General features: G+C 43.3%; 18 protein-coding genes. 11 read left to right on the top strand and 7 right to left on the bottom strand.

What is annotated here, in order from left to right:
- Positions 1–8: 8 nt before the first annotated feature.
- Positions 9–875 (top strand): HlyC/CorC family transporter, encoded by an 867-nt coding sequence (locus tag AC0VYI_RS08880; RefSeq protein ID WP_199475942.1) that lies wholly within the window; start codon positions 9–11, stop codon positions 873–875.
- Between the two features lies 1 nt (position 876).
- On the top strand, positions 877–2445 hold the full coding sequence (lnt, locus tag AC0VYI_RS08875) for an apolipoprotein N-acyltransferase (protein ID WP_475448783.1): 1569 nt from the start codon (positions 877–879) through the stop codon (positions 2443–2445).
- Between the two features lie 67 nt (positions 2446–2512).
- Here the strand turns inward: lnt and AC0VYI_RS08870 are convergent, their stop codons facing one another.
- Positions 2513–2950, bottom strand: coding sequence for a hypothetical protein (locus AC0VYI_RS08870; protein WP_199475940.1), 438 nt, complete (start codon positions 2948–2950; stop codon positions 2513–2515).
- 175 nt (positions 2951–3125) lie between these two features.
- Here AC0VYI_RS08870 and leuS point away from each other — a divergent pair, with 175 nt between their 5' ends.
- The 3 genes from leuS to holA all read left to right on the top strand — a co-directional run bounded on the left by leuS (position 3126) and on the right by holA (position 7225).
- Entirely contained in the window at positions 3126–5573 is a 2448-nt protein-coding gene (leuS, locus tag AC0VYI_RS08865; RefSeq protein ID WP_475448781.1) for a leucine--tRNA ligase, read from the top strand.
- A gap of 66 nt (positions 5574–5639) precedes the next feature.
- Entirely contained in the window at positions 5640–6158 is a 519-nt protein-coding gene (locus AC0VYI_RS08860) for an LPS-assembly lipoprotein LptE (protein WP_199475938.1), read from the top strand.
- Between the two features lie 32 nt (positions 6159–6190).
- A complete protein-coding gene (gene holA, locus AC0VYI_RS08855) occupies positions 6191–7225 on the top strand; it encodes a DNA polymerase III subunit delta (protein WP_475448779.1) in 1035 nt (344 codons plus the stop codon).
- 42 nt (positions 7226–7267) lie between these two features.
- On the opposite strand, the gene AC0VYI_RS08850 is transcribed toward holA, so the two are convergent.
- Positions 7268–8692 carry an MFS transporter gene (locus AC0VYI_RS08850; RefSeq protein ID WP_475448777.1) on the bottom strand — a complete coding sequence of 475 codons (1425 nt, stop codon included), beginning with the start codon at positions 8690–8692 and terminating at the stop codon, positions 7268–7270.
- A gap of 163 nt (positions 8693–8855) precedes the next feature.
- Between AC0VYI_RS08850 and AC0VYI_RS08845 the strand changes: the two genes are divergently transcribed.
- From AC0VYI_RS08845 to AC0VYI_RS08835, 3 genes are all read left to right on the top strand, one after another.
- Positions 8856–9785 carry a LysR family transcriptional regulator gene (locus tag AC0VYI_RS08845; protein WP_475448775.1) on the top strand — a complete coding sequence of 310 codons (930 nt, stop codon included), beginning with the start codon at positions 8856–8858 and terminating at the stop codon, positions 9783–9785.
- A gap of 206 nt (positions 9786–9991) precedes the next feature.
- Positions 9992–12001, top strand: coding sequence for a methyl-accepting chemotaxis protein (locus AC0VYI_RS08840; protein ID WP_475448773.1), 2010 nt, complete (start codon positions 9992–9994; stop codon positions 11999–12001).
- A gap of 137 nt (positions 12002–12138) precedes the next feature.
- Complete coding sequence (locus AC0VYI_RS08835; protein ID WP_475448771.1) at positions 12139–12795, top strand: TIGR02466 family protein; 657 nt, start codon at positions 12139–12141, stop codon at positions 12793–12795.
- Positions 12796–12840: 45 nt separating this feature from the next.
- Here AC0VYI_RS08835 and AC0VYI_RS08830 read toward each other — a convergent pair whose 3' ends face one another.
- The 3 genes from AC0VYI_RS08830 to AC0VYI_RS08820 all read right to left on the bottom strand — a co-directional run bounded on the left by AC0VYI_RS08830 (position 12841) and on the right by AC0VYI_RS08820 (position 17622).
- Positions 12841–14361: a SpoVR family protein gene (locus AC0VYI_RS08830; protein ID WP_475448770.1), complete on the bottom strand. Its 1521-nt coding sequence runs from the start codon at positions 14359–14361 to the stop codon at positions 12841–12843.
- On the bottom strand, positions 14342–15634 hold the full coding sequence (locus tag AC0VYI_RS08825) for a YeaH/YhbH family protein (protein WP_475448768.1): 1293 nt from the start codon (positions 15632–15634) through the stop codon (positions 14342–14344). The genes AC0VYI_RS08830 and AC0VYI_RS08825 overlap by 20 nt, the downstream gene beginning before the upstream one ends.
- Positions 15635–15699: 65 nt before the next feature.
- Entirely contained in the window at positions 15700–17622 is a 1923-nt protein-coding gene (locus tag AC0VYI_RS08820; RefSeq protein WP_199475930.1) for a PrkA family serine protein kinase, read from the bottom strand.
- A gap of 617 nt (positions 17623–18239) precedes the next feature.
- On the opposite strand from AC0VYI_RS08820, the gene AC0VYI_RS08815 reads away from it, so the two are divergent.
- The 3 genes from AC0VYI_RS08815 (at position 18240) to AC0VYI_RS08805 (ending at position 22554) form a co-directional block, all read left to right on the top strand.
- Positions 18240–18848, top strand: a complete 609-nt coding sequence (locus tag AC0VYI_RS08815) for a flavin reductase family protein (RefSeq protein WP_475448766.1) — start codon at positions 18240–18242, stop codon at positions 18846–18848.
- Positions 18849–18873: 25 nt separating this feature from the next.
- Positions 18874–21486, top strand: a complete 2613-nt coding sequence (locus tag AC0VYI_RS08810) for a GDSL-type esterase/lipase family protein (protein ID WP_475448764.1) — start codon at positions 18874–18876, stop codon at positions 21484–21486.
- Positions 21487–21621: 135 nt separating this feature from the next.
- Positions 21622–22554: a DHH family phosphoesterase gene (locus AC0VYI_RS08805; protein ID WP_199475927.1), complete on the top strand. Its 933-nt coding sequence runs from the start codon at positions 21622–21624 to the stop codon at positions 22552–22554.
- Positions 22555–22636: 82 nt separating this feature from the next.
- Here AC0VYI_RS08805 and AC0VYI_RS08800 read toward each other — a convergent pair whose 3' ends face one another.
- Both AC0VYI_RS08800 and AC0VYI_RS08795 read right to left on the bottom strand, forming a co-directional pair.
- Complete coding sequence (locus AC0VYI_RS08800) at positions 22637–23248, bottom strand: LysE family translocator (protein WP_475448762.1); 612 nt, start codon at positions 23246–23248, stop codon at positions 22637–22639.
- 59 nt (positions 23249–23307) lie between these two features.
- On the bottom strand, positions 23308–25932 hold the full coding sequence (locus AC0VYI_RS08795) for an EAL domain-containing protein (protein ID WP_475448760.1): 2625 nt from the start codon (positions 25930–25932) through the stop codon (positions 23308–23310).
- Positions 25933–26313 lie beyond the last annotated feature (381 nt).

Genomic DNA, 26313 nt, shown 5'->3' with positions numbered 1-26313 from the left:
ATAACCCCATGAGCGAAGACCGATCGAGTAACACCAACGATCAACAAAAATCTTGGTTTGAGCGTTTAACACAAGCATTTAACGACGAGCCCCGCAGTAGAGAAGACATCATCAAACTGCTAGAGGCGGCGGTTAAATCAGACATTATTGATCGTGATGCCTTTACGATTGTTGAAGGTGCACTGGAAGTGTCTGAGGTACAGGCTAGAGATATTATGATCCCCCCCTCTCAAATGGTGGTGATCAAATCAGAAGATGATCCAAAAACCTCAATTCGCAAAGTCATTGACTCCTCGCATTCACGCTTCCCTGTGGTTGGTGAAGAGCCAGATGAAATATTAGGTGTGCTGCTAGCAAAAGACCTGTTACCACTCCTTTTTAAAGACGAAGACATTGTTATGGACGATATTTTGTCCTGCCTTCGTCCCGCTAACTTTATTCCAGAAAGTAAGCGTCTCAATGTGCTACTCAATGACTTCCGAACTAAACGCTACCACATGGCATTGGTTTTGGATGAATACGGTAGTGTATCGGGCTTGGTTACCATCGAAGATGTTCTTGAGCAAATCGTTGGTGAAATTGAAGATGAAACCGACCGAGAAGAAAATGAAGACATTCAAACAACAGGTGAAGACAATGTCTTCTTAGTGCCTGCGTTATGTCCGGTTGAAGATTTTAATGAATACTTTAAAGCCAGCTTTAGCGAAGAAGAATTCGACACCATTGGCGGCATTTTGGTACAACAATTTGGTCATGTGCCTGTGCGCGGTGAAGAAATCATCTTTGGAGGTATGAACTTTTACGTCTTAAAATCCGATGGACGACGCGTTAAAACCATTAAAGTTTCACGATTGAATACAGAAGCGATAGAGTAGTATGCCTCACTCCCACCCCAAATCGGCCACAAGCAAGCAGGCGGGGTGGAAACGCCCTTTTTTTATCAAATTACCTTCTCCCATCGCATTGTGCTTAGGCTTCTTAGCTGGCGCACTGGGTGTTACAAGCTTTTCACCGTTTAATTTTTGGCCCAGCTATTTTATCACCATTGTGGTTTTCTGTTGGCTAGTCCTAACCAGTGATAGTGCCAAAAGCGCCGCGTGGCGAGGAACGGCTGTCGGTTTAGGCTTTTTTGGCTGCGGTGTCTCTTGGGTATTTGTTAGCATCGATACCTATGGACAAGTAGGCAATATTATTTCCGCACTTATCACCTTTGGTTTTGTGCTTATCCTTACTCTGTTTTGGACTCTATCCTCTTGGGTGACTTGGCGATTGGTTAAAATATTTACCCGTATCCCGCCCGGACTTATTTTTGCCATCAGCTTATTAGCGTTCGAGTATGCACGAAGCACATTTTTTACGGGCTTTCCCTGGTTACTGCCAGGTTACTCGATCCAGACATCTTGGCTCTACGAATTACTCCCCATTGGTGGCATTTGGCTAACCAGCGCCATTGTCGTATTAACGTCCAGTATTATTACCAGCTGCATCCTAAGCCGTCACAACCATGCCATTATGATCGCCATTGCACTCTTGGCATGGCTTGGTGCCGCTTATCTACAGTATTTCCCTGAACAATGGGTGAAGCAAACAGGACAATTCAAAGCCACACTGGTACAAGGCAATGTCAAACAGAGTGAGAAATGGCAAGCAACAACTGCCCGCTCATCCTTAGATTATTATGAGTCGGCAACCGTGCAACATTTAGACAGCGCTTTAGTGGTTTGGCCAGAAACCGCGATCACTTACCTCTACCAACAGATCCGACCACACTTAAAGCAATTAAATGAATTACTGATCGAAACACATACTACCTTAGTCACAGGCGTGCCGGCTTTCAATAAAGAAAAGAACACCTATTATAACGCCATGTGGGCAATGGGGGACGGAAAAGGTCTTTACTACAAACGCCATCTCGTTCCCTTTGGCGAATACATTCCGTTCTCATCCATTATCGGTCCGGTGCTTGATATTTTTGGCATGCCTATGTCAACTTTTTCGCCAGGCGGAGCCCATCAAGGCCTGATACAAGTGGGTAAATGGAAAGCAGCCCCCTTTATTTGTTATGAGATCGTCTATACAGATCAAGTACGTGATCTAGCCGCCAAAAGTGACTTTTTGATTAACATCAGTAATGATGGCTGGTTTGGCGCGTCTATCGGCCCATGGCAACATTTGCAGATAGCCCAGTTTAGAGCAAAAGAAACAGGACGCTATTTAGTTCGTGCGACGAACACAGGGCTCACCGTGGTGGTAAATGAAAACGGAAAAATCACCGACGAAGCGCCGCAATTTAAGCGTACCACCATGACGACAACAGTAAAAACTTTTAGCGGATCAACACCCTATGTCAAATGGGGGGAATGGCCCGTTGTACTATTAATGATCCTCTGCTTGGTATTATCCTACGCTATAAATCGAAGCTCTAAGCCGTCGGATAAGCAATAAATAGCCATACGAAAAGAGCCACGTTATTTAACATCGCGTGGCTTTTTCATTATGCCTGCCCCCTGCTCTAGTCGTCTTTTTCTTGGTGAGTCGACATCAAACCGTAATGGCACACTTCACAGGGTTCCAGAGTGCCGTCTTCTGCTTTAATGTTATCGTGCCCACATGCCATACAGTGATAAACACCCGCTTTAGCTTCTTGGCCAGCCACATGACACTTTTCTAAAGGGACGGGATTATTATTGGCATGGTTAATCAGCCATAATAATGCAGCATCTTCTTTTGCATCTAACTCTTTGGTCAGTTCTTCCCCTTCTTCTAGAACCAAATGCCAATTGGCGTCAATCCAAGCTTCGGTGTATCCCATTTTATCGTGCCAGTAGGCTTTCATTAAAGATACGTCGTCTAGAAACCAATCCTTCGCCCCTTTCAAAATTTGGCGCGCCTCTTCGACAAGATCGGTGTTGTTTTGCTCATTTATCGGATCTTTTTTCATTGATTTCATAACTCCTCTTCTATGTGCCTTCTCATTAGAGCCTCATCTCTATAAAATAGCGAATATTCTTAGTTTCTGTTGGGCTCTACACAAGTTTCCTGTCGATTCAGCTATGTTTCCTCACTTGTGATGCTTTTGTGTAGTTCAATCCAACCTAACGCCTATTATGGGATCATTAAACATCATGCAAGAACAATACAATCCTCAGCAGATTGAACAAGCAGCTCAGTTATTTTGGGATGAAAACAAAGTATTTAAAGCCGTAGCAGACGCCAGCAAAGAAAAATTCTACTGCCTCTCTATGTTCCCTTACCCAAGTGGCCGTTTACACATGGGGCATGTGCGTAACTATACCATTGGTGATGTGATTTCTCGTTACCAGCGTATGCAAGGCAAAAACGTGATGCAACCCATGGGTTGGGATGCCTTTGGCTTACCAGCAGAGAATGCCGCCATCAAAAATAAAACGGCCCCCGCAAAATGGACCCAAGAAAACATTGCCTACATGAAAGGCCAACTAAAAGAATTGGGCTTTGCTTATGACTGGGATCGTGAAATAGCCACTTGCACACCCGAATACTACAAATGGGAACAGTGGTTCTTTACTCAATTAGTCGAAAAAGGCTTAGCCTACAAAAAAACCTCTGCGGTTAACTGGTGCCCTAATGACCAAACCGTGTTAGCGAACGAACAAGTAGAAGACGGCGGCTGCTGGCGCTGTGGCACGACCGTGGAGAAAAAAGAAATCCCTCAATGGTTCATCCGTATCACCGCTTACGCGGAAGAATTGCTTAACGACCTTGATAAACTTGATGGCTGGCCCGAAAAAGTGAAAGCCATGCAACGTAACTGGATTGGCCGCTCTGAAGGTTTAGAGTTCAACTTCTCGGTTGCAGGCAAAGACGAGCCTCTATCGGTCTATACCACGCGTCCAGACACGATTATGGGAGTCACTTATGTGGCGGTTGCCACACAACACCCTCTGTCTTTAGAGGCCGCTCAAAACAATGCCAAGCTTGCTGAGTTTATCGAAGAAAGCAAGAAGATGTCGACCACAGAGGCCGATATGGCCACGGTTGAGAAAAAAGGCATTGATACGGGCTTCAAAGCCATTCACCCCATTACAGGGGATGCTGTGCCTATTTACGCTGCCAACTTTGTGTTGATGGATTATGGCTCGGGCGCGGTTATGTCTGTTCCTGCTCACGATCAACGCGATTTTGAGTTCGCTAAAAAATACTCACTTCCCATCAAACAAGTGGTGAAACCTGCAGGTGATGAAAGCATCGACTTGGAAAAAGAGGCCTTTACCGAAAAGGGCATACTCTGCAACTCTGGTGCCTTTGATGGCTTATCCTTTAAAGAGGCCTTCGACACGATTTCTGCGTGGATGGTCGAACGCGGAGTCGGCGAAATAAAAGTCAATTACCGCCTGAGAGATTGGGGCGTCAGCCGTCAACGCTATTGGGGGGCTCCAATCCCAACGATCAATTTAAAAGATGGTTCTGTCGTACCCGTTCCAAAAGATCAACTGCCCGTTGAATTACCAACGGACGTTATTATGGATGGCGTCAACTCCCCCATCAAAAACAACCCTAGCTTCTCTGCGATTACTTATAATGGAGAAGCAGCGGAGCGTGAAACCGATACCTTCGATACTTTTATGGAATCTTCTTGGTACTTTGCCCGTTACTGCTGCCCAGATGCCACCGATGCCATGTTGACCGAAGAAGCAAACTACTGGCTGCCCGTTGACCAGTACGTGGGCGGAGTGGAGCACGCTATTCTTCATCTTTTGTACTCACGCTTTTTCCACAAACTATTGCGGGATGCAGGTCTTGTGAACTCCGACGAGCCATTCAAACGCCTATTAACGCAAGGAATGGTAAACAAAGACGGCACGAAAATGTCCAAATCCAAGGGCAACACAGTTGACCCTCAGGAAATGATTGAACGCTATGGCGCGGATACAGTTCGCTTATTCGTCATGTTTACTGCACCACCAGAGCAATCCCTTGAGTGGAATGATGCTGGTGTCGATGGCGCTTCTCGCTTTCTTCGTCGCCTTTGGTCTTTAGCATATCGTCATACAGAAGCGGGCACGCCTAGCAAGTTGCTGATAGATGAATTAAACGGTGAGCAAAAATCATTACGTCGTAAAACTCATGAAACCATTCAAAAAGTGACCGATGACATTGAGCGTCGCCAAACCTTCAATACCGCTATTGCGGCGGTAATGGAGTTGTGTAATGAAATCAGCAAATTTGAAGATCAATCTCCTCTTGGTTTGGCCGTTGAACATGAAGCATTAGAAGCGGCGATACTTCTTCTGTCGCCTATCGTGCCGCATATTGCCCATCAATTGTGGATTGAGCTTGGCCATACAGATAATGTTGTTAATACCCCTTGGCCCGTCCTTGATGAAGCGGCACTCGTGAAAGACGAATTAACCATCGTGGTTCAAGTGTTAGGCAAAAAACGTGCAGAAGTCATTGTTTCAGCCAATGCCGACAACAAGACTATCGAAGACGCGGCACTTGCTCATCCGAACGTGACGAAATTCCTTGAAGGAAAAACCGTCCGTAAAGTGATCGTCGTGCCAGGTCGTTTGGTCAATATCGTCGCGAACTAACGTGCCAAATTAGGGATGGTTTAGCGGCCTCCCTAATTTCCTTTTATCGCTTTAGAGATCATGGATATGATAATACCATTGAATAAAACAACCCGCTTTTTGTTACTCATTGTCTTGTCGTTTAGTGTCGTCGCTTGTGGTTTCCATTTGCGCGGACAAGTCGCCATTCCTGAAAGCTTAAAACGACTGGTATTAACTTCTGACTCTGGTTCTCCAGACTTTGATACCGCATTACGCATTGCGTTAACACGCGCGGGCGTCAAAGTTGTGGACGCAAAAAATGCGGGTGATGATGTACTTGAGTTAAAAGTGAACCATCTTAAAAAATCCGATACAGTACTTGCACGTAATAGTTCAAACGACGTGACTCAAATACAACGTGAACTAAGTGGTGTTTACTTTATTCGCCAAAAAGATGGTAAATCCATCTATGGTCCTCGCAACTTTAGTACGACCCAAATTCTGTCGAACCAAAATGCGGAAGAAAGCACAAAATCGGCGTATAACCAAACAGAAATGCAAACGATGGCAAATGATCTTGCCAATCAGCTGGTTTCTGACCTTGCTTATGCACCCGTTAAATAGCGGCCTTATAGCGCATTGATAATAAGATTGCTATGAAAGTTAGAGCAGATCAACTGCCACAACAGCTCAACAAAAACCTCGCCCCCATTTATATTATCTCTGGGGACGAGGTGTTATTGTGCCAAGAAGCCGCTGACAGTGTGCGCAAAGCGGTACTCAACAATGGCATTAACGAACGTTTACGCTATGTAGCAGATGCTCAATTTGATTGGCAAGATGTGATTAATGAAAACCAAAGTCTGTCGCTTTTCTCTAATCAGCGATTGTTTGATATTCAAATCGACAAAATGGGGGAAAAGCATACTAAGGCACTGGCACAATTATCCCAGTCATTAAGTGATGATAATGTTATCTTACTGACCTTACCTAAAATAGATGCTCGCTCACAAAAAGCGAAATGGTTTTCTCAGCTTGAGAGCAAAGGTGTCTTTGTTCAAATCTGGCCAATCGATGCTAATCGCTTACCGGCTTGGGTTCAACAACGGGCCCAAGCTCTTGACCTCTCACTAAGTCGAGATGCGGCCAGCATGATTTGTGAACGCGGCGAAGGTAACTTACTCGCTCTTTCACAAGAACTGGAAAAGCTGGCACTGCTACATGGCGCAGGCAGTAAAATTGATGCAGAAAAAGTCGCTGAATCGGTAGCAGACAGCAGTCGCTATTCCATTTACGATTTAAGTGATCGATTACTGATGGGCAAAACCAAAGAAGCCATGCATTGCTTAAACCAGTTAGTAGGAGAAGGGGTAGAATCCAGCATTATTCTCTGGCTGTTCAATCGTGAAATACAAACACTTAGTTCGCTTTTTAAAGCCATGCAATCGTCCGGTCTAAGACAAGCCTGTCAGTCCCAAAAAATTTGGGACAAGCGAATCCCCTTTTATGAAAGCGCTCTAAGCCGTCATAACCACATCACTCTTCCCTACTTGCAAAACTATCTGGCGTTGATGGACAAACGTATCAAAGGGTTAGAAGGACCCGACATAGACACTGGGTTTCGCAATCTCGTGATGATGTTTTGTGGCTTCAAACCCGTGGCCACAGAACTGGATCTGCCAGTCCACTAAAATAATGCCATAGCAAAAAGTCAGACCCACCCCACTCTCTTCTTATGCCTGCCCTCGCTGCTGACGACTGACACTAATGAAGATAGCCAATACAGCTGCGACAGCAGCAACCCAGAGACTTACCTGGATACCTTGGTCTTCTAATAAAGTATTACTTCCTGATTGTCCATAAAAGGATAAAACCACGCCAACCAGAGCGGCTCCCAAACACTGCCCAAACGTTCGCACAATCGCCAACACACCGGAGGCATAGCCACTTTTCTCTCGGGAAACGTTCGACAGCATTTCGCGATTATTAGGACTCTGAAAACAACCAAAACCAATACCACACAACAAACTGCGCAGACAAATATCCCATACAGAAGGCTGATCAGGCAGTAATGCGAGCAGTATGACTCCCAAAGCAAATAAACAGGAGCCTATAACAGAGATGACGGCAGCGGAATAACGATCTGACAGTTTGCCAGCATTTGATGCGGCTAAAATAATGCCTATAGGCCAAGGTGTAAAAAGCAGTGCCGAGTCAAACACACTGTATCCATAAACGGTTTGGAATAAAAATGGCAATGCAATAAACACGATCCCTTGACTAATAAAAGACGCTAAAGACGTTAAGGCCGCAAGCGAAAATCTCATAGACAAAAAGATTTCCAGAGGAAGCAACGGCTTGGGAGCAACACGCTGACGTTTAATAAATAGCCACCCAGCCACAATCGCTGCCACACCATAGGTTGTCGCGATAATCAGCGTTTCAGAATAAATAGCACCGTGACTGAGTTGAGAGAAGGTATTCGCCGTCATAATCAACGACCCTAACATCACAGCGGATAACAACCCACCAAGCACATCAAACGGTTCACGACGGATACTGTCAATACGGGGAACCGCCCGCAACGTAAACAGAACCGCCATGATACCCAATGGAATGTTGATGGCAAATAACCATTGCCATCCCAAAGTCGACAACAAGGTTCCACCAAAAATGGGGGCCACCGCCGTAATAGAGCCTATCAACAAAGCATTCAAGCCTAATATTCGCCCCAATAATCGATTAGGAAAAACGGAACGTAAAATCGCTGGTGAAATGCTCAACGTAGCGGCACCACCAATGCCTTGCAATAAACGCATTAAAATAAGCATTTCGAGCGACGATGACAAAGCACAACCTAAAGACGCCAAGGTAAAAACCACCAAGCCAATGGTGAACTGCAGACGAAAACCAATGCGTGTCGCCAGTGCTGAAAATATCGCCAACGTCATGGCAGCCGTTAACAAATAACCATTAGAAACCCATACTGCGTGACTCGCTGACACTCCCAGTGTTTGAGCGATTTTCGGCAACGCAATGTTCACCATGGAGCCATCAAAGACGGCCATGGTCGTTGCTGTCATCGTGGCCACCATTGCTAAACGACGTTCGGATCCTACCAATCCATCGTCACCTGGCTCATCGGAAAATAATATCATGTAATAAAGATACCTCTTATGTAATAAAGACTCTTTGACATAGAGAACTCGCAAAGTATAGGCTTGCTGTTAACATGGCGGAAGACGCATCAATGATACTTATAAACTGCACCTGACGCCTCATCTATTACCAATCAAATTATCAACTAGGTAATTACACTGTATGGCTGAACCAGACCTAAATCTATTAGTTGCACTTGATGCCCTACTGACGGAAGAGAGTGTTGCAGGTGCCGCAAGACGGCTTAAACTAAGCCCTTCAGCAATGAGCCGAACCCTGAACAGGCTTCGAGTTGCCACGAAAGACCCATTACTAGTAAGAGCCGGACGTCATATGGTATTAACCCCTTATGCGCAAGAGATACGAAATCGTACTCGCGATGCGGTCTTCGAAGCTCGTAATATACTCAATCCCCTTTCGTCCCCTCTCAATTTATCGACATTAAAGCGAACCTTTACCATTCGAGCGAATGATGGCTTTATTGAAGCGTTTGCCGCATCACTTATCTCGACAGTCGCCGTATCCGCACCACTCGTTCGCTTACGCTTTGCCTCCAAATCAGAGAAAAACGTCAAATATCTTAGAGAGGGGCAAGCGGATCTTGAAATAGGAGCACTAGACAACACAATGGGGCCAGAAATACGCTTACAAGCCCTGTTTAGAGACAGATTTAGTGGTGTGGTCAGAAAAAACCACCCACTCCACAAAACAGACAGCATAACACCTGAACAATATGTATCTTACAGCCATGTCATTGCTTCACGTCGTGGGCTAACAAAAGGCCCCGTGGACAACGCACTGACGGCATTAGGACTAGAACGACATATAGCAGCTATTGTTCCAAGCTTTCCCGCTGTCCTTACGGTCATACAGACTTCTGACCTAGTTGGACTAGTGCCCGACTCATTTTTAAACAATCACAAAAAGCTGAATGACCATGAAATAAGCCCTTTTCATACCTTTGAACTCCCTGTAAAAACGGACACCATCACCATATCGCAAATGTGGCACCCTCGGCTAGATAAAGATCTCGCTCATCGTTGGTTACGCACATTAGTACTGGATGTTTGTCAGCAGAAAATGCCAAATTAACCTTTCAAAATATCACGTCTGATAAAATGCCTATTGCCATCGCGTTCCTCTTTCATGCTTAGAAAGAAACCCATCAATGTTTTAACCTGAATCATGTTATTCGCATAAAGTGCCGTCAATATCACTCTACTAAACTACACTTTAATGATGAAAGAGATAAGTTAGGCTCATCCACAAGACAGACAACAATAGAGGTCACTTTATCTATGGCTTGGTTTAAAAAAAAACTCTCCACCGCTAATACGTTGCAAGAAAAGGAATCTGGCGTAAAAATTCTACAGTTACAGGCATCAAACCTATCCATTGAATCCTTGTCAGCTTTATCTTTTAGAAAGGAAAATACTCAACTTATTTTGGCCTTTGTATCGTCAAATTTGGACTTTGAAAAAATCGTCCAGTCCATTCAAACTTATACGCCTTTTTGTAGCAAGGTCGTCGCCGTCATGACCTCTGGCGAACTAAACAGTCAGAACAAGCATTTTTATCAAACTACTGAAGGTGCTTGGGATAGCATTGTTTTACAGAGTTTCAGTGAAAGCATTCTGGCATCAACCGAAATCAAAACTATTCCGTTGCATTGTGAAGACTTGAAACAAGGAAAAATCACACACTCTAAGCAAGAAAGGATCGACATGATCCAAAAAGAAATTAACCAAGTTTCTTTGAAAATACCGGTCAATTATCAAGATACCGTTGCCATTACCTTTTTTGATGGCTTATCCGCAAGCGAAAACTTCTTTATGCAAGCGCTCTACAACAGTGAACGTTTCCCTTGTCACTTTATTGGTGGGTCAGCGGGCGGTAAGTTAGACTTTAAACAGGCGTCGGTTTACGACGGCGCCAAAGTCGCTCACAACGCCAGCGTAGTCATTTTTGCTAAACTGGCCAAAAACATCCGCTATGGCATCCTGAAAACTCATAACTTTCATAAAACAAACAAAGCTTTTTATATCGCAGAGTCTGACCCACAACAACGTACCGTCACCAGTGTTATATCAAAAGAAGCGGGTAAAATCGTGAATGTGATCGATCACCTTTGTGAACATTTCAATTGTGCTCCAAAAGAGTTAGAGCAAAAACTGGTTAGCCACTCTTTTGCAGTCGAAATTGGCAACGAGCTATTCATCCGATCCATTGCCAGTATTGATACAGACAACAAGATTCTGCATTTTTTCTGTGATTTAGATTTCGGTGATGAACTCATTTTGGTAGAAGCAAAAAACTTTGCCAATAGCACAAAACAAGCCTTAGATGCGTTCCTACAGGGTAAACCAGCCCCCATTGCCATGCTTGCGAATGACTGTATTCTGCGCCGTTTGAACAACGCCAATCAGTTAAAAGAGCTAACGGCCTTTCAAACAATTAAGGCGGCTGGCTTTTCAACCTTTGGTGAGCTGTTAGGCGTACATATGAACCAAACCCTAACAGCTTTATTCTTTTTCCATGTTCCTGAAGGCGGTGCTTTCTCAGATCCGTTGGTAGATAACTTCCCAATATACTACAGCAACTATAAGCAGTTTTTTGTCTTATCTCGACTCAATAGCTTAATGCAAATTAATCGGTTACAAACCCATCTTATTGAGTGCTTGTCGGAATATCGCCCCTTACTAGATAATATTCTTTCAAGCTTTCACACCATTACAGATTATGCACAGCACACCGAAGTAATCATCAATGATGTTAGCGGCGCTTTCCAAAACCTGAAAGAAGACGTCGATACCCAAGAAGAAAAGTTAAGCGTATTAACACAGGATGTGCAACGATTAAAAGAAAGCTCAGACCAAGTGCTAGCCATCCTCAAAGTCATCTCGGGTATTGCAGAGCAAACTAACTTACTTGCGCTTAACGCTGCGATTGAAGCAGCACGAGCTGGCGAAGCTGGCCGGGGCTTTGCCGTAGTCGCAGACGAAGTGCGACAATTATCACAGAATACTCAAAAAAGCTTAGATCAAACAGGTGATACCATTGCCTCGGTAACAGAATCAACCACAACCATAGGCCAAACGGTAGAAGTTATGGAAGAGTTTATGGCTCGTATGAGCCAGAGTGCACAAACCCTAACGGAACAAATCGTCACACTAGGAAATGCGTCTAGCAATACTAGTAAAGACGTAACACAGAGCATTCAAGCCATTACCGAGATGACAAATCGAGTCTCTGAGATAGATAAAGAAGTCAGCGTGATTGAACGCCTTAAATTAGCCAATAATTTATAGTTCATCATCTAGCCCAGCCGCCTGACATCCATAGAAAAAAACACGACCTTTTGTTGATAAGCCTTTTTTTCTCTTGTCAGGCTGGTACTATCTCGGCGAACCTCTCTACCTTCCATTTTGCGCTAGGTTATATCTTGATGAATAACACCACCAGTATTGAAGAATTAAGCGTTTGGACAACACCTATATTTAGTGCCCAACTGCCTGACCATGAATATCTAAAGGACGCGCTTCTTGATATCGTCTATCAACAAAAAGCCGCCCAGTCCACAGCTATCGAAAGCCTGATCGCACCATCAGCAAAACATGCTATGCACGAAAGTACGTTAGACTTCTTAGACCTACAAGAAGCCACCATCATGGAGGTCAAACGCACCTTAGAAGAGCTAATATTAGAAGTGGCCAGTAGCTTAAACCAAGCTTATTGGCCCGAACACACTCAAGCAGAAGCCCATATTATTGAGTCTTGGTATCATGTAACACAAACGGGTGGTTATCATGACACACACTCCCATCCAAACTGCTCTTGGTGCGGAATTTATTATTTAGAGCCGGGGGATGCGGCCACAAAAGGCAAGGGAGGAGTCAACCGTTTTTATGATCCAAGAGTCAATGCCGAACACTATTCTGACCCAGGTACGGCCTACTTATCGAATCAAGGGGTATGGGATTTCTTACCAACAGAAGGCCAAGTAGTGGTTTTTCCGTCTTATTTAAAACACTCGGCCCTACCCTATTTTGGAGAGAAAGACCGAGTAGTCATCGCATTTAACAGTGCTATTGATCTGTATTAATTGCAATGGTTCTAGGTAGTCGCCTTCACCCTTGTGCTTCTATAATCACTCATCAGGAGCACAAGTGTAGGTTTGTACCAGACCATTTTTCCCCCAAGACTCCAAGCGCACATCAAACCCCCATAAACGCCTAAAGTGCTTAATCACCTCAACAGTATCATCATTGAGAGGTCGGTCACCATCCATGACATGACGCAACACTAAACTACGATCACCGTTAATGTTCACCTTCTGCACCTGAATATTGGGTTCACGATAACTAAGATTGTATTGCTGCGACAAGCGCTCCCTGAGTTTTTGAAAGCCTTCATCATTGTGGATCTCTTTAATTTCAACAAAAGGATCTAGCACATCGTTTTCCATGCCGAAAAACCGGAAATCACGCATCAACTTAGGCGATAAATATTGCAGAATAAAGCTTTCATCTTTGAAATTACGCATAGCGAAATCCAGCACTTCCAACCAAGGCTTACCAACAATATCCGGAAACCATTCTCTGTCTTCTTGGGTTGGGTTCTCACACATGCGTTTGATGTCAGAATACATAGCAAAACCCAAAGCATAGGGATTAATCCCCGAATAATAAGGCGAGTCAAAGCTTGGCTGATACACCACATTCGTGTGGGATTGCAAAAATTCTAAAATAAACCCATCGTTCACTTTGCCCTTATCGTACAAGGTGTTCATTAAAGTGTAGTGCCAAAATGATGCCCACCCTTCGTTCATCACTTGAGTTTGACGTTGTGGGTAAAAGTACTGTGCCATTTTACGCACAATACGAATCAGCTCTCGCTGCCAAGGACGCAATAATGGCGCATGTTTCTCTAAAAAATAGAGTAAATTCTCCTGCGGCTCCGAGGGAAAAACACGCTCTTTCTTGGCCGCTTCTTCATCCTTTTCGGTAACTGGAATGGTCCGCCATAAGTCATTTACCTGTTGCTGAAGAATTTGCTCGCGCTCATCTTGGCGAAATTGTTCTTCTTGAGCAGAAAGTGGCACAGGACGCTTATAACGATCCACCCCAAAGTTCATCAAAGCGTGACAGGAATCCAGTGTTAATTCGACTTCTTCCACGCCATATTTCTCTTCACACTCTTGTACGTATTTCTTCGCGAAGACCAAATAGTCAATAATCGCCGTCGCATCCGTCCACGTTTTGAATAAGTAATTGCCTTTAAAGAACGAGTTATGACCATAACAAGCATGGGCAATAACCAATGCCTGCATCATCATATTGTTCTCTTCCATCAAATAAGCAATACATGGTGAAGAGTTGATCACAATCTCATAAGCCAAGCCCATGCGGCCACGCTTGTAGTTTTGCTCTACTTCTAGAAATTGCTTTCCGTAGGACCAGTGATGATAACCTAACGGCATGCCAACAGAGGCATAGGCATCCATCATCTGTTCAGAGCTGATGATCTCAATTTGATTCGGGTAAGTATCTAGTCCATATTCTCTGGCAATTTTACCAATCTCTTCATCGTATTTTTGAATCAACTCGAACGACCATTCAGGCCCTTCGGACAAAAACTGACGCTTTTTTTTACTGGCCACTTGACTCATTTTGCCTCCTTTGGAACAAGTCCCGGAAAACAGGGTAAATATCGCCAACATCCGTGATATGCCGCATCGAAAAATACCTTGGATGGGCTGCTTGAACCTGCTCGTAGGAATACCACAAACTTTGGTGATCGCGAGGAGTGATCTCGATGTAGGTAAAGTATTGAACCTTATCGACAATGTCTTCTTCAAGAATCTTCCGACAAATCATTGAGTCATCATCCCAGTTATCGCCATCAGAAGCTTGTGCCGCGTAAATATTCCAAGAATCAGACGGGTAACGTTCCTCAATAATTTTATTCATTAATTTTAAGGCACTGGAAACAATGGTTCCTCCTGTCTCACGCGAATAAAAGAACTCTTCCTCTGACACTTCTTTAGCACTGGTATGGTGACGAATAAAAATGACGTCGATCTTTTCATAATTACGACGTAAAAATAAATACAGCAAAATAAAAAACCGCTTCGCGATATTTTTAGTCTCCTGTGTCATAGAACCCGATACATCCATCACGCAAAACATAACCGCCTGAGAACTGGGTTTGGGCTCTTTCACATGGTGGTTATAACGTAGATCGTATGTATCCAAAAAGGGTGTACTGCTAATCTTTTGCTCTAATAACGCCTTCTGTTCCTCCAATTCAGCAAGACGATGATCATCCCTAAGCACCGAATCTTGAGCTAATAAACGCGCGATTTCCGCTTCAACCTCCTTAAGCTGACGTCGCGGCCCACCACTCATCACCATGCGGCGCGCATAGGCATTACGCATAGAACGCACAATATTTAATTTAGAGGGCGTACCATCGCTTACCACACCAGCATGGCGTAAGCTAAACTCCTTAATTTCTTTCAGCTCTTTTTTGAGTAAATTAGGTAACGCAAGATCTTCAAAAACATAATCGAGAAACTCTTCTTGAGAAATTTGAAACACAAAATCGTCTTCCCCTTCTCCTGAGTCACTCGCATCCCCATTGCCAGAACCACCACCCGAACCACCTTTTGGTTTAGGTATGCGATCGCCGGTTATAAACTCCTTATTACCAGGGTGGACAATGGAACCTGTTCCACCCTGTCCATGGCCGAAACTGGGCTCATGGATATCTTTTTGAGGAATGGTAATTCGTTCACCACGATCTAAGTCTTTGATGCTCCTTTCATTGACCGCTTCTTCAACGGCTTTTCGAATATGTTCACGATAACGACGTAAAAATCGCTGGCGATTCACGCTGCTCTTATGTTTACCGTTTAGGCGGCGGTCAATTATGTATGACATACCCACCTCCTTTTACTGATCAGACAAAACAACCTAGTCTTACTCATAGACGCTTACTCCATACGCTACTGGGACTTACGTACTCGTAAATACCATTCAGACAGCAAGCGAACTTGTTTTTCGGTATAGCCACGCTCCACCATGCGTTTTACAAATTCATTATGCTTCTTCTTATCTTCACTGGACGATTTCGCACTGAAAGAGATAACAGGAAGCAGGTCTTCCGTGTTAGAGAACATTTTTCGCTCAATCACTACTCGAAGTTTTTCATAGCTTAACCAACTAGGATTTTTGCCATTATTATTGGCTTTCGCACGCAGAACGAAATTCACTACCTCATTACGGAAATCTTTAGGGTTACTGATCCCAGCTGGTTTTTCGATTTTTTCCAACTCATCATTGATAGAAGAGCGATCCAAAATATCACCGGTTTCAGGATCACGATATTCCTGATCTTGAATCCAAAAATCCGCATAGGTCACATAACGATCAAAGATATTCTGTCCATATTCAGAGTACGACTCTAAATATGCTGTCTGAATTTCTTTTCCGATAAATTCCACATAGCGAGGCGCTAAATACTCTTTTAAAATTCGTAGGTATCGATCATGACGATCCTGATCAAACTGTTCCTGCTCAATTTGTTGTTCAAGTACATACATAAGATGCACTGGGTTAGCTGCGACTTCTGTTGGATCAAAGTTAAACACGCGCGATAAGATCTTAAAAGCAAAACGCGTTGACAAACCGTCCATGCCCTCATTCACACCTGCGGCATCTTTATACTCTTGAAGCGACTTCGCTTTTGGATCTACATCTTTTAGCGATTCCCCATCATAAATACGCATTTTTGAGAACAAACTGGAGTTTTCTGGCTCTTTCAAGCGAGATAAGACAGAAAACTGGGCGAGCATTTTTAGTGTATCTGGCGCACAAGGCGCGTGATTCAATGAACTGTTCTCTAAAAGCTTCTGATAAATAGAAATTTCTTCTGTCACACGAGTACAATATGGCACTTTAACGGTATAAACACGGTCGATAAAGGCTTCATTGGTTTTGTTGTTTTTGAATGTTTGCCACTCGGACTCGTTTGAGTGGGCAAGAATCAGTCCATCAAATGGAATGCCGCCAAGCCCCTCTGTTCCATTGTAGTTACCTTCCTGAGTTGCGGTTAACAACGGATGTAATACTTTGATTGGGGCTTTGAACATTTCCACAAATTCCATGATGCCTCGGTTACCCCGACACAAACCGCCAGAATAACTGTAGGCATCGGCATCATTCTGTTCAAAGAATTCAAGCTTACGAATATCCACCTTACCAACTAGGGCAGAAATATCCTGGTTATTTTCATCGCCTGGTTCTGTTTTCGAAATCGCCACTTGATTGAGGGCTGACGGATAAACTTTCACCACACGGAATTCTTCAATATTCCCATTGAATTCCTTCAGACGTTTGGTGGCCCAAGGAGACATGGACGTTTTTAAATAACGTTTTGGAATGCCATATTCTTCTTCTAAGATGTCGCCATCTTCGGCAATATCAAACAAGGATAAAGGGGACTCAAATACAGGAGAGCCTTTAATCGCATAAAAAGGTACGGATTGCATCAGCTCTTTGAGTTTTTCCGCCAAGGACGATTTTCCCCCACCAACAGGACCTAGGAGATACAGAACTTGTTTCGACTCCTCCAAACCTTGGGAGGCATGGGTCAAAAAAGCTACAATTCTTTCAATCGCCTCTTCCATGCCATAAAAGTGCTCAAACGATGGATAACGTTTGATTAATTTATTCGAAAAAATACGACTCATCCGTGTGTCTTTAGAAGTATCTATAACCTCTGGATCACCAATGGCCATAAGTAAGCGCTCTGCTGGGGACGCATAAGCAGACTTATCTTGTTTACATAAAGTTAGATACTCATCGAGAGACATTTCTTCGTCTTTTTGAGCGTCATAGCGAGATTGGACATGATCAAAAATACTCATTACAGCATCCTCTCAAAATCAGTGTGGCTAGGCTTGTAGCAAAATGACCCTCAAATTTTTTAGCAAAATCACCAGAAAAATTTATCAGGTTCACTCTTTATATTTAGCATAGTCTGGCTGGTACTCAAGCCTATCAACGTAAAATTAAAAAGCTTAGAGCATATGCAATATGCTCAACAAAACAACAAATTAGAAGAATAAGTGACTGAAAAGTAAGCGCTTTAAGGAGTGCATCCACCCTCCTTATAAACAAGAAAAATTCACATTTAGATACAAAAATACTCTTTTTCTGTTCAAAAAACACTCACTCTTTATAGATATATTATTCTTTAAGAGGAAAAGTAAAGACTGGCCTCCCTTGCCTTGGGTTACCAATAATTACCACAAGATCTTCATAAGGCATTCACAATCTATTGATATATGTAGTAATTTAGGTGGTAAATTACTAACAAGGTACATAACTTAAGTACATTATCGAAGAAAGACACAGACAGCTTACTTGTCTCGACAATAGCGCCTGCATTGTTCTAGTTCTATGAGCCCATGCAGACTACGAGGCGTGGAAAACGTCTTCCACTCTTTCTTAAGCCTTTTCAACGTCATCAACAGGTAATCATATGATTTTTGATTTTCAGCAAACGAATCCATTAGACCGTTACCATCTCATGACACAGACCGTCACTCCCAGACCCATTGCGTGGATTCTGACCAAGAATGACAACACAACTTATAACTTGGCCCCCTTTTCTTTTTTCTCCGTTATTTCTCCTGATCCTGCTTTACTGGTTGTGTCCATCGGCAACAAATCCGATAGTGTACAGAAAGACACCAAGCGCAATCTCATCCGCGAACAGGAATGTGTCTTGCATATTCCAAGTCTGGAACAGATTCATGCAGTCAATGATAGCGCTGCCACTTTGGAATATGGTGTATCTGAACTGGAGAATGCAGCCTTGAGCCTAATGTCTTTCGCACCATCGTTACCACGTTTAAAAGAAGCCAAAGTAGCCATGTATTGTCGTTTATTCGAGTTGCATAACGTTGGAGACTCTCCCTTTAGTGCGTGCTACCTAGAGATACTCAAGTTGCACGTAGATGATGACATCATCAAGCAAGAAGGGGACCGAAACATTATTAATAACGCACAACTCAACCCAATTAGCCGACTGGGTGGAAGTGATTATGCCGTTCTTGGAAAAACACTGACGATCAAACGCCCCAATTAAGGGCATACAAAATCGAGGTAATAAAATGGATGTGATAAAACACGTAAATACCCTTCCATTTATGGAAGACGTGGACGACGAATTGCGTCAGTCATTAGTAGAATTAGTCAGCGTCAGAACACTCGATGCAGGTGAAATACTCGCGAAACAGTTTGAAATTGGTCAATATCTATACTTTTTACTGGACGGTGAAATCGCCATCTCTATTCCCCTACGGGAACAAGGAAAAGCCTATAATGTGGGGCTAATTAATAGTTTATTTGCCCCTATCGGTTGGTCAGCATTTCGTCAGCCTTCTCGTTATGCCACAACCTTTACTGCGACCAAGTCAACGAGCTTGCTTGCTTGGCCAATTGTTGAGTTGCAAAAACACCTAGACGCTAATACAGACTTTGCTAATCATTTTTTGCAGTTTGTTTATGAAGAGTCATTACCCGTTCTGACGACCATTCAAAACCAGACTCGCCCCTTCTTTTCCAACGAGTCTCTGGCATTTGAAACCACTCGGCCACTGTTGAACCCAGATACCCAAGTACAGTCATTAAAAGATTCCATCGAATTACTCAATTATGCTCAGTTCTGTCAAACCTTTACCCAAGCGGAAATACATGCCTTAGCAAAACACGCCTCCATCATTCTTGCCCATCAAGGTGATATTATCAGCCAACAGGATCAAGCCCCCGATGGGCTATATTTTCTGGTGAAAGGCAAAGCAATTATGAGCTACCAGACTGACAGTGGTGAACTCATTACTACACGCTCTCTTTCTCGCGCGGGTACTGTCTTATCTTGGTGCACACCAAATAGCCGATTACGTAATCGAGCCTCTATTATCTCATCACGGGATAGCAGTATTTTGTACATTCCAAAAGAGGCATTAGCAACCTTGTTTGAGGAATCACCAAAATTTGCCATCAAATATCGGTATCGGTTAATTTGGTTGGTTGGTACGCACTTGCTCTCTGCCCGTATGCGCTATTTATCACAAATATCGAATGATGAAGCGTTAGCGGTTAATAATGTCATAGAGCAAAATACAGCCACTCTTCCCGTCAGTTCACCTCTTTACAAAGTGGCCGAATTACTGAAAAGCGTGATCACCACAGACGAAGCGTTTGGTGTGCTGTATAAATGTCTTCACTTTGGCGCGCCCCTAGAACGCACTATTTCAGGCATGTGTTTAGACATACTAAAAGACTTACAACGGGAAAATGCCTTTTATCGTCATTTGCAAACAACCTACGACACCATTAATAGCCTCCCTAAAGAAACACCCGCACTTGATGCGAGACGATTCGGTACTGAGCAATTTAAGCAGGCTTTTAAACAAGTTCCCTACGTTATTAAAGGACTGGAGAACTTACCCAAAAAAGCAGGTAGCCTTTTTATCTACAATCACCTTTTAGGCTCGCAAACCAATCGTCTGCCTAATGGCTTTCGTTTCTCAGTCGATGCGCAATTCATCAGCGCCATGATCATCGATAAAGAGTATGGCATTTCCGGGCAACGAGTTGTTCGCCGCAGCGCTGAAAGTGAATATTGGCGTGATGACTACTACGAACGCTTTGGTAATATTTTTGTGAGTAGTTGGGAAAACCTAGGTAAGAACCCTGCTGAACACGATGCTTTTATCAAAGAGTCTCAAGAGACCCTGCGTCAAAATTTTCCACTGATGATTTCGCCAGAAGGTATGAGTTACTCGACGCAAGACTCGCCAGGTAAATTCCTGCCTTATGCATTCGAACTGGCCCGCTCGATGGAACAAGACGAACCCTGGATCGTTCCCATTGTCGCGGTCAACTTCGACCAAAGGGCGGATCATAATCTCTATACCGTTATCATCAAACCGGCCTTTAAACTGTCTGATCGAGTGGATTCAGACGACCCTAGCGCCTTGCAGACTTTCTTAGTCGACTATCAGGAAGAGTATCGTGGCTATGTGGCCGAAGCGGTTGAGCTGGCTCGTGAGATTCGACAGTACCCTATATTAAGTGGCCGAAATGGCTACCGCTCAAATGTCATGAGTTTAAATCAGCTGGACGTAGAGTTTGAATCCGATGTCCGTGAACTAGAATTCCGTCTCGCCAGCCGCCACAGCAAAGAACGTCCAGTTGCCTTTTATGGCTCTTCCACTATGCGTTTATGGGAAGACATTGATGACAAGTTAGCCCATAAAGATGCAATCAATCTTGGTTTTGGTGGCGCCACCCTCGAAGCTTGTGTGTATTACTTTGAGCGCATTGTACTACCCTATAATCCACGTTCTTTAGTCGTTTATGCTGGTGACAACGACATTGGCAATCATAAGGACAGCAATAAAGTCATTGAACTCTACATCGATCTTTTGCAGAAACTTGATCAGCACCTACCCGGTATTCCTGTGACCTTAATCAGCATAAAATGCAGTCCAGCACGATCAAGCATGCGAAAAACCATCGAAGCAGCTAATCTTCAAATTGAACGTTTAGCCCAAACCCGACCCAATACACAATATATCGATTTATTTTCCGGTCTAATAGATAAAAATGGCGCCATTAAGGACAACCTGTTTGAAGGAGACAAACTGCACTTAAACAAAAAAGGCTACGCTATTTGGTTAAAAAGCTTATTAGAGCTAGAAGAGTTTATCTTTCCTTAATGGCATTCGGATACCAACAATGATAGAGGCAGAATGCATTGTCATCTCTCTATCATTATTGGGTGGCACATTGGTAGACATTTCACACTCTGTGACTCGTCGTATGTATTGTATTTTGAATGGATGTAATGAAACATGACTGATAATAAATTTCGCCTAGTAACAAGAAGTGACTTCGATGGATTGGTCTGTGCTGTTTTACTGAAATATCTTGATATCATCGATGATATTTTGTTTGTGCATCCCAAAGATATGCAAGATGGCAAAATTGATATCGGCCCCAAAGACATCACAACCAACCTCCCATATGTCCCAGGCTGTCACATCGCCTTCGACCATCATTTGAGCGAAACCGTTCGCAATAAGGGCAACATCAAAAGCCATATTATCGACCCTGAGGCACCTTCTGCTGCCCGTGTTGTCTATGATTACTACGGTGGAAGCCGTAAATTTCTCAATATCTCCAATGAAATGATGGAAGCTGTCGATAAAAGTGACTCAGCTCAGTTTTCCAAGGAAGACATCCTCGATCCTAAACGTTGGGTTTTGTTAAACTTCATTATGGATGCCCGAACAGGCTTAGGACGTTTTCGGAACTTTCGCATTTCAAACTATCAACTGATGATGAAATTGATCGACTATTGTCGTAACCACTCGATCGATGAGATTCTTGCATTAGAAGATGTCCAAGAAAGAGTCACGATTTACCACGAACATAACGAACTGGCTAAAAAACAAATTCAGCGGTGCTCAACTGTCTACGAGAACCTTGTAGTGTTGGATCTGATAAATGAAGATTTAATATACGCCACTAATCGCTTTGTTATCTATGCCCTATTCCCTGAATGCAATATTTCAATCCATAAAATGTGGGGACTTAAAAAGCAAAATACGGTCTTTGCGGTCGGTAAATCGATTCTCGATCGATCTTCGCAAACCAATATTGGCGAATTATGTTTACGCTATGGTGGTGGCGGTCACTTAAACGCTGGTACTTGTCAGGTAACAAATGATCAAGCAGAACGAGTACTGGGCGAATTGATTGAATCCATTAATCAAGATGGTTAAGGAAAGAGGTGAATAACTCCTTATCATAAGGGCTCTTTCTAAAATGCTTAGCCTCTTACTCGCCCAAAAGCATGCTAAGGGGCTAGCGTAAAAAGACGCTTAACCCCAAGCCAATTAATAGACACCCCATCATACGGTCTACCCACACTCTATTGCGTTTTAGCCAACGCAATAGAGGGCCTCCTGCCAACAACAAGGCGACTAATAAATACCAAACCGTATCAATGGCGAACACCATCCCCCAAAGTTGCATTTTTAAAACCGCCCCCATATTGCTATTAATATATTGGCTGAACAAAGCGAGAAAAAATAACGCGGCTTTTGGATTCATCAAAGCAATGGCCAATCCATCACGCGCCGATTGCCAGTAGGATACACTTGATACATCATGCTGCTCTTGACTGCCTTGGCCGGCAAAGCGCAAAGCCTTAATGCCGAGCCAAGCAAGATATAAACCACCCAACATCGCCATCACATGAAAAGCAGAGGGGTAATGAATCATTAAAATGGCCAAACCTTGCATGGTGAATAACGCCCATAAACCTATGCCAAAACCATGGGCAAGTGCGGCAACCGCACCATGATAGGAGGATTGGGAAAGTGTCACTCTAAGAATAACCGCCAGACTTGGACCAGGAGAAATCGCTCCCATTACACAAATTGCCGCAAGGGAAAAAAAAGTAGCAGTATCCATATTGTTATTATTTATCCTTTATCAGATAACACAGTATATGAAGGAGAAAGGGGTCAACCCTATGATAGAACGTGAGATTCTTGCAATCGATGTTTCAAAATATGCGTCATGCAAGCGACCGTCAGTGGCCTGGAAAAATAAAACCCTTGTAAATACTGACAACCAAATTCACGCAATAAATCCCATTGTGCCTTGGTTTCAATGCCTTCCGCCACCACTTCCATTGACATGCTATTAGCCAAAGCGATGATGGCTTTGGCCACATCGCGATCATAGAAATCCGTGGTAATGCCATTGATAAAGCTGCGGTCTATTTTTAAGGTATTAGCATTCAATTTCTTTAAATAGCCAAGCGATGTGTAGCCAGAGCCAAAGTCATCTACCGAGGATTTTACCCCCATTTCCAATAAACTGTTTAAAGACAACGTTGCTTGATCTGGGTTCGCCATAATGGCGGTTTCGGTCAGTTCAATTTCAATATAATTCGCAAGGTATGGATACTTTGCTAATATGTCAGCAAACAGCGTAACCAATTCATGACGGCTCGCATGAGTGGCAGAGACATTAATCGAAACGGGTAACAATTCAAAACCTGCTGCTCGCCATTCGGCCTGTTGATGCGCGACTGCACGAATTACCCATCGATCCAACTCGATAATCAAATTGGTTTCTTCGGCAATGGAAATAAATTGATTAGGATAAAGCAGTCCCAATCTCGGATGCTGCCATCGTACCAGGGCCTCTAGTCCACAGTGCTGTCCTGTCTCCGCCTCTACTTTCGGCTGATAATGGAGCTCTAACTCTCCATTTTCAATTCCCTTGCGAAGCTCAGACTCCAAACGCATTCTTTCCGGTGTCACGTCCGTCAGATACTCACTTTGCCAGAAACGGTAGCACCCTTTACCGGCACTCTTCGCCTTATACAAAGAGATATCAGCATAACGCATGGCAGTCACCATATCAGAAGTATGCTTGGGCAACTCGACAACCCCCAAACTGGCACCGACATAGACAGGGTTATCGTCAATCATAAAAACGCTAGACAGAGCACTGACAATTGTTTCGCAACGTTGGGTAATTCCATTATGATTCAAATGACCCGACAGGATTAATACAAACTCATCGCCCCCCTGACGAGCAATCATCAACGCATCAGGAACACTTTCACGAAGCCGCTCACCAACCAAAGTTAATAAAGCATCTCCGGCGTGATGACCTAACGAATCATTCACATATTTGAAGCGATCTAAATCCAAGTAGATCAGCGCTAATGGCTCTTTCGTAAAAGCCATTGAACGCAATTTTTGGCTTAAAAAACGCTCAAACTGTAGTCGGTTAGGTAGCCTAGTTTGGGAATCAAAATACGCAATCTGATGAAGTTTTTCTTGCGTCTTTTTTGATTCTGTAATGTCGTTAACAATCGCGATAAAGTTAACAATTTTGCCATGGCTGTTTTTGTACGCTTCAAGCGACAACCATAATATTTTGTCTGATAGGTCTGAGCTTGAAAAATACACCTCTCCTGACCAACTACCGTGCTCTATAACATAACTCCACATGCCTGAAATAGACATACTGGCCGTCCAAGCACAGCTTAAGCGCGACATAATGCCTGAAGCAAACTCACTACGTTCTAAGTGGAAAATCTCACAGGCAACATCATTAAAATCAACGATATTACGCTGACGATCCAACAGAATATTGCCCTGCAAAGATGACTGAAAGAAGCGTGACGACAATTTTATCCGTTCAGAAGTATGGTAACTATCGGAGACATCCTGCAACACTCCCAATAAACAAGTGCAAGAGTCACTCTGCTTAAACCCCCCACGAATCAAAACATGGCGTTCTTCTTCATCCGTTAAATAAAAGGTTGTCTCGATTTTAAAAGACTGCTTATTGGATGCAGCATCACTAAAAAGCTGCATGATCTTAACTTTATCTTGAGGAGGTACTAAGCTGAAAAACGTATTAGCAGAGATTCGCGTCTTATCACATGATATGTCAAGCAAGGTCAATAATTCTGCAGACAATCGAAACTCTTGACGATCGATATCGTATGTCCACGCGCCCATTTTCGCTAACCGATGGGCTAATCTCAAATCGTGAGCAGAAGCTTCTAGCGCTTTTTTATCAAGCTTACGCTCGGTAATATCCGTCATCGTCCATAAACGGCCAATATGATTACCAAGCTGCTCGCTAATACGGCATTCATATTCTATATAACGGCCATCTTTTAGTTGGATTTCACCAACCGTGTCTTGGTCATGATGAATTATGGCATTAAAGATGTGTTGGAAAGTATCAAGATCATCAAACGCTGGCCGCATGAATTGTTGCAAGCTGGATGGTGTAATTTCATAACCGTAAGAAGCTGGCAAACGCCACATGCTGGCAAATAATTGATTATAGCGAATACAATTTTCATCGTTTTGCACAATAATAAGCATGGCGTCTTTTGCGGCGTGAAAGGTTGCATCAAACAGTTCTTGACTCATATGAAGGTAATCGCGACCTTGATACAACTCGTTGGAAGCAAGCTCTAAAGAACGTTCTAATAACTGTATATGCTGTTGTTGCTGCTGCATTGATTGAGAAATTTCTTCAATGAAAGAAGCTATATCAGAATCTAATTCGCGCCCTTTCAAATGTCGTTCCATCAGTGTTTGAAGCATATCCAGCATAGTTTTCTCACACAATTACCCACCGACCAGACACACTTTTTGAGTATTTGGCTCCATGGAAGTCGGAAGGTTTTTTATTTGGGAATAATAGTAACAAGGCCATACTATTTAATAGCTTGGACGAATATTAACCGATTGCCAATGGAATTACTAACAAGTTTAAGCGCTTTTTGACTATTGACCTTTATAAATAAAACAGTCAGCATAGAACGGCATTAATAGAGATAGATTCATAACATGATATTTTTGTTCTTAACTCCAGCAAAAAAACGCAACGGCGATAAACGTAAGGTGAAACCATCTTGTGTCGCTGGCGTGCGGATTTAAGAAAACTTTTCCCCGGCAGCTTCATCGCTGACGGGCCTATGCACTCCTCAGCGA

Source organism: Marinomonas sp. 63XJN7_9_ISO-PGPR-S23-217 (assembly GCF_056173515.1).
Note: the sequence above shows the minus strand (reverse complement) of the source record. Positions and strands in the feature narration are given on the sequence as shown.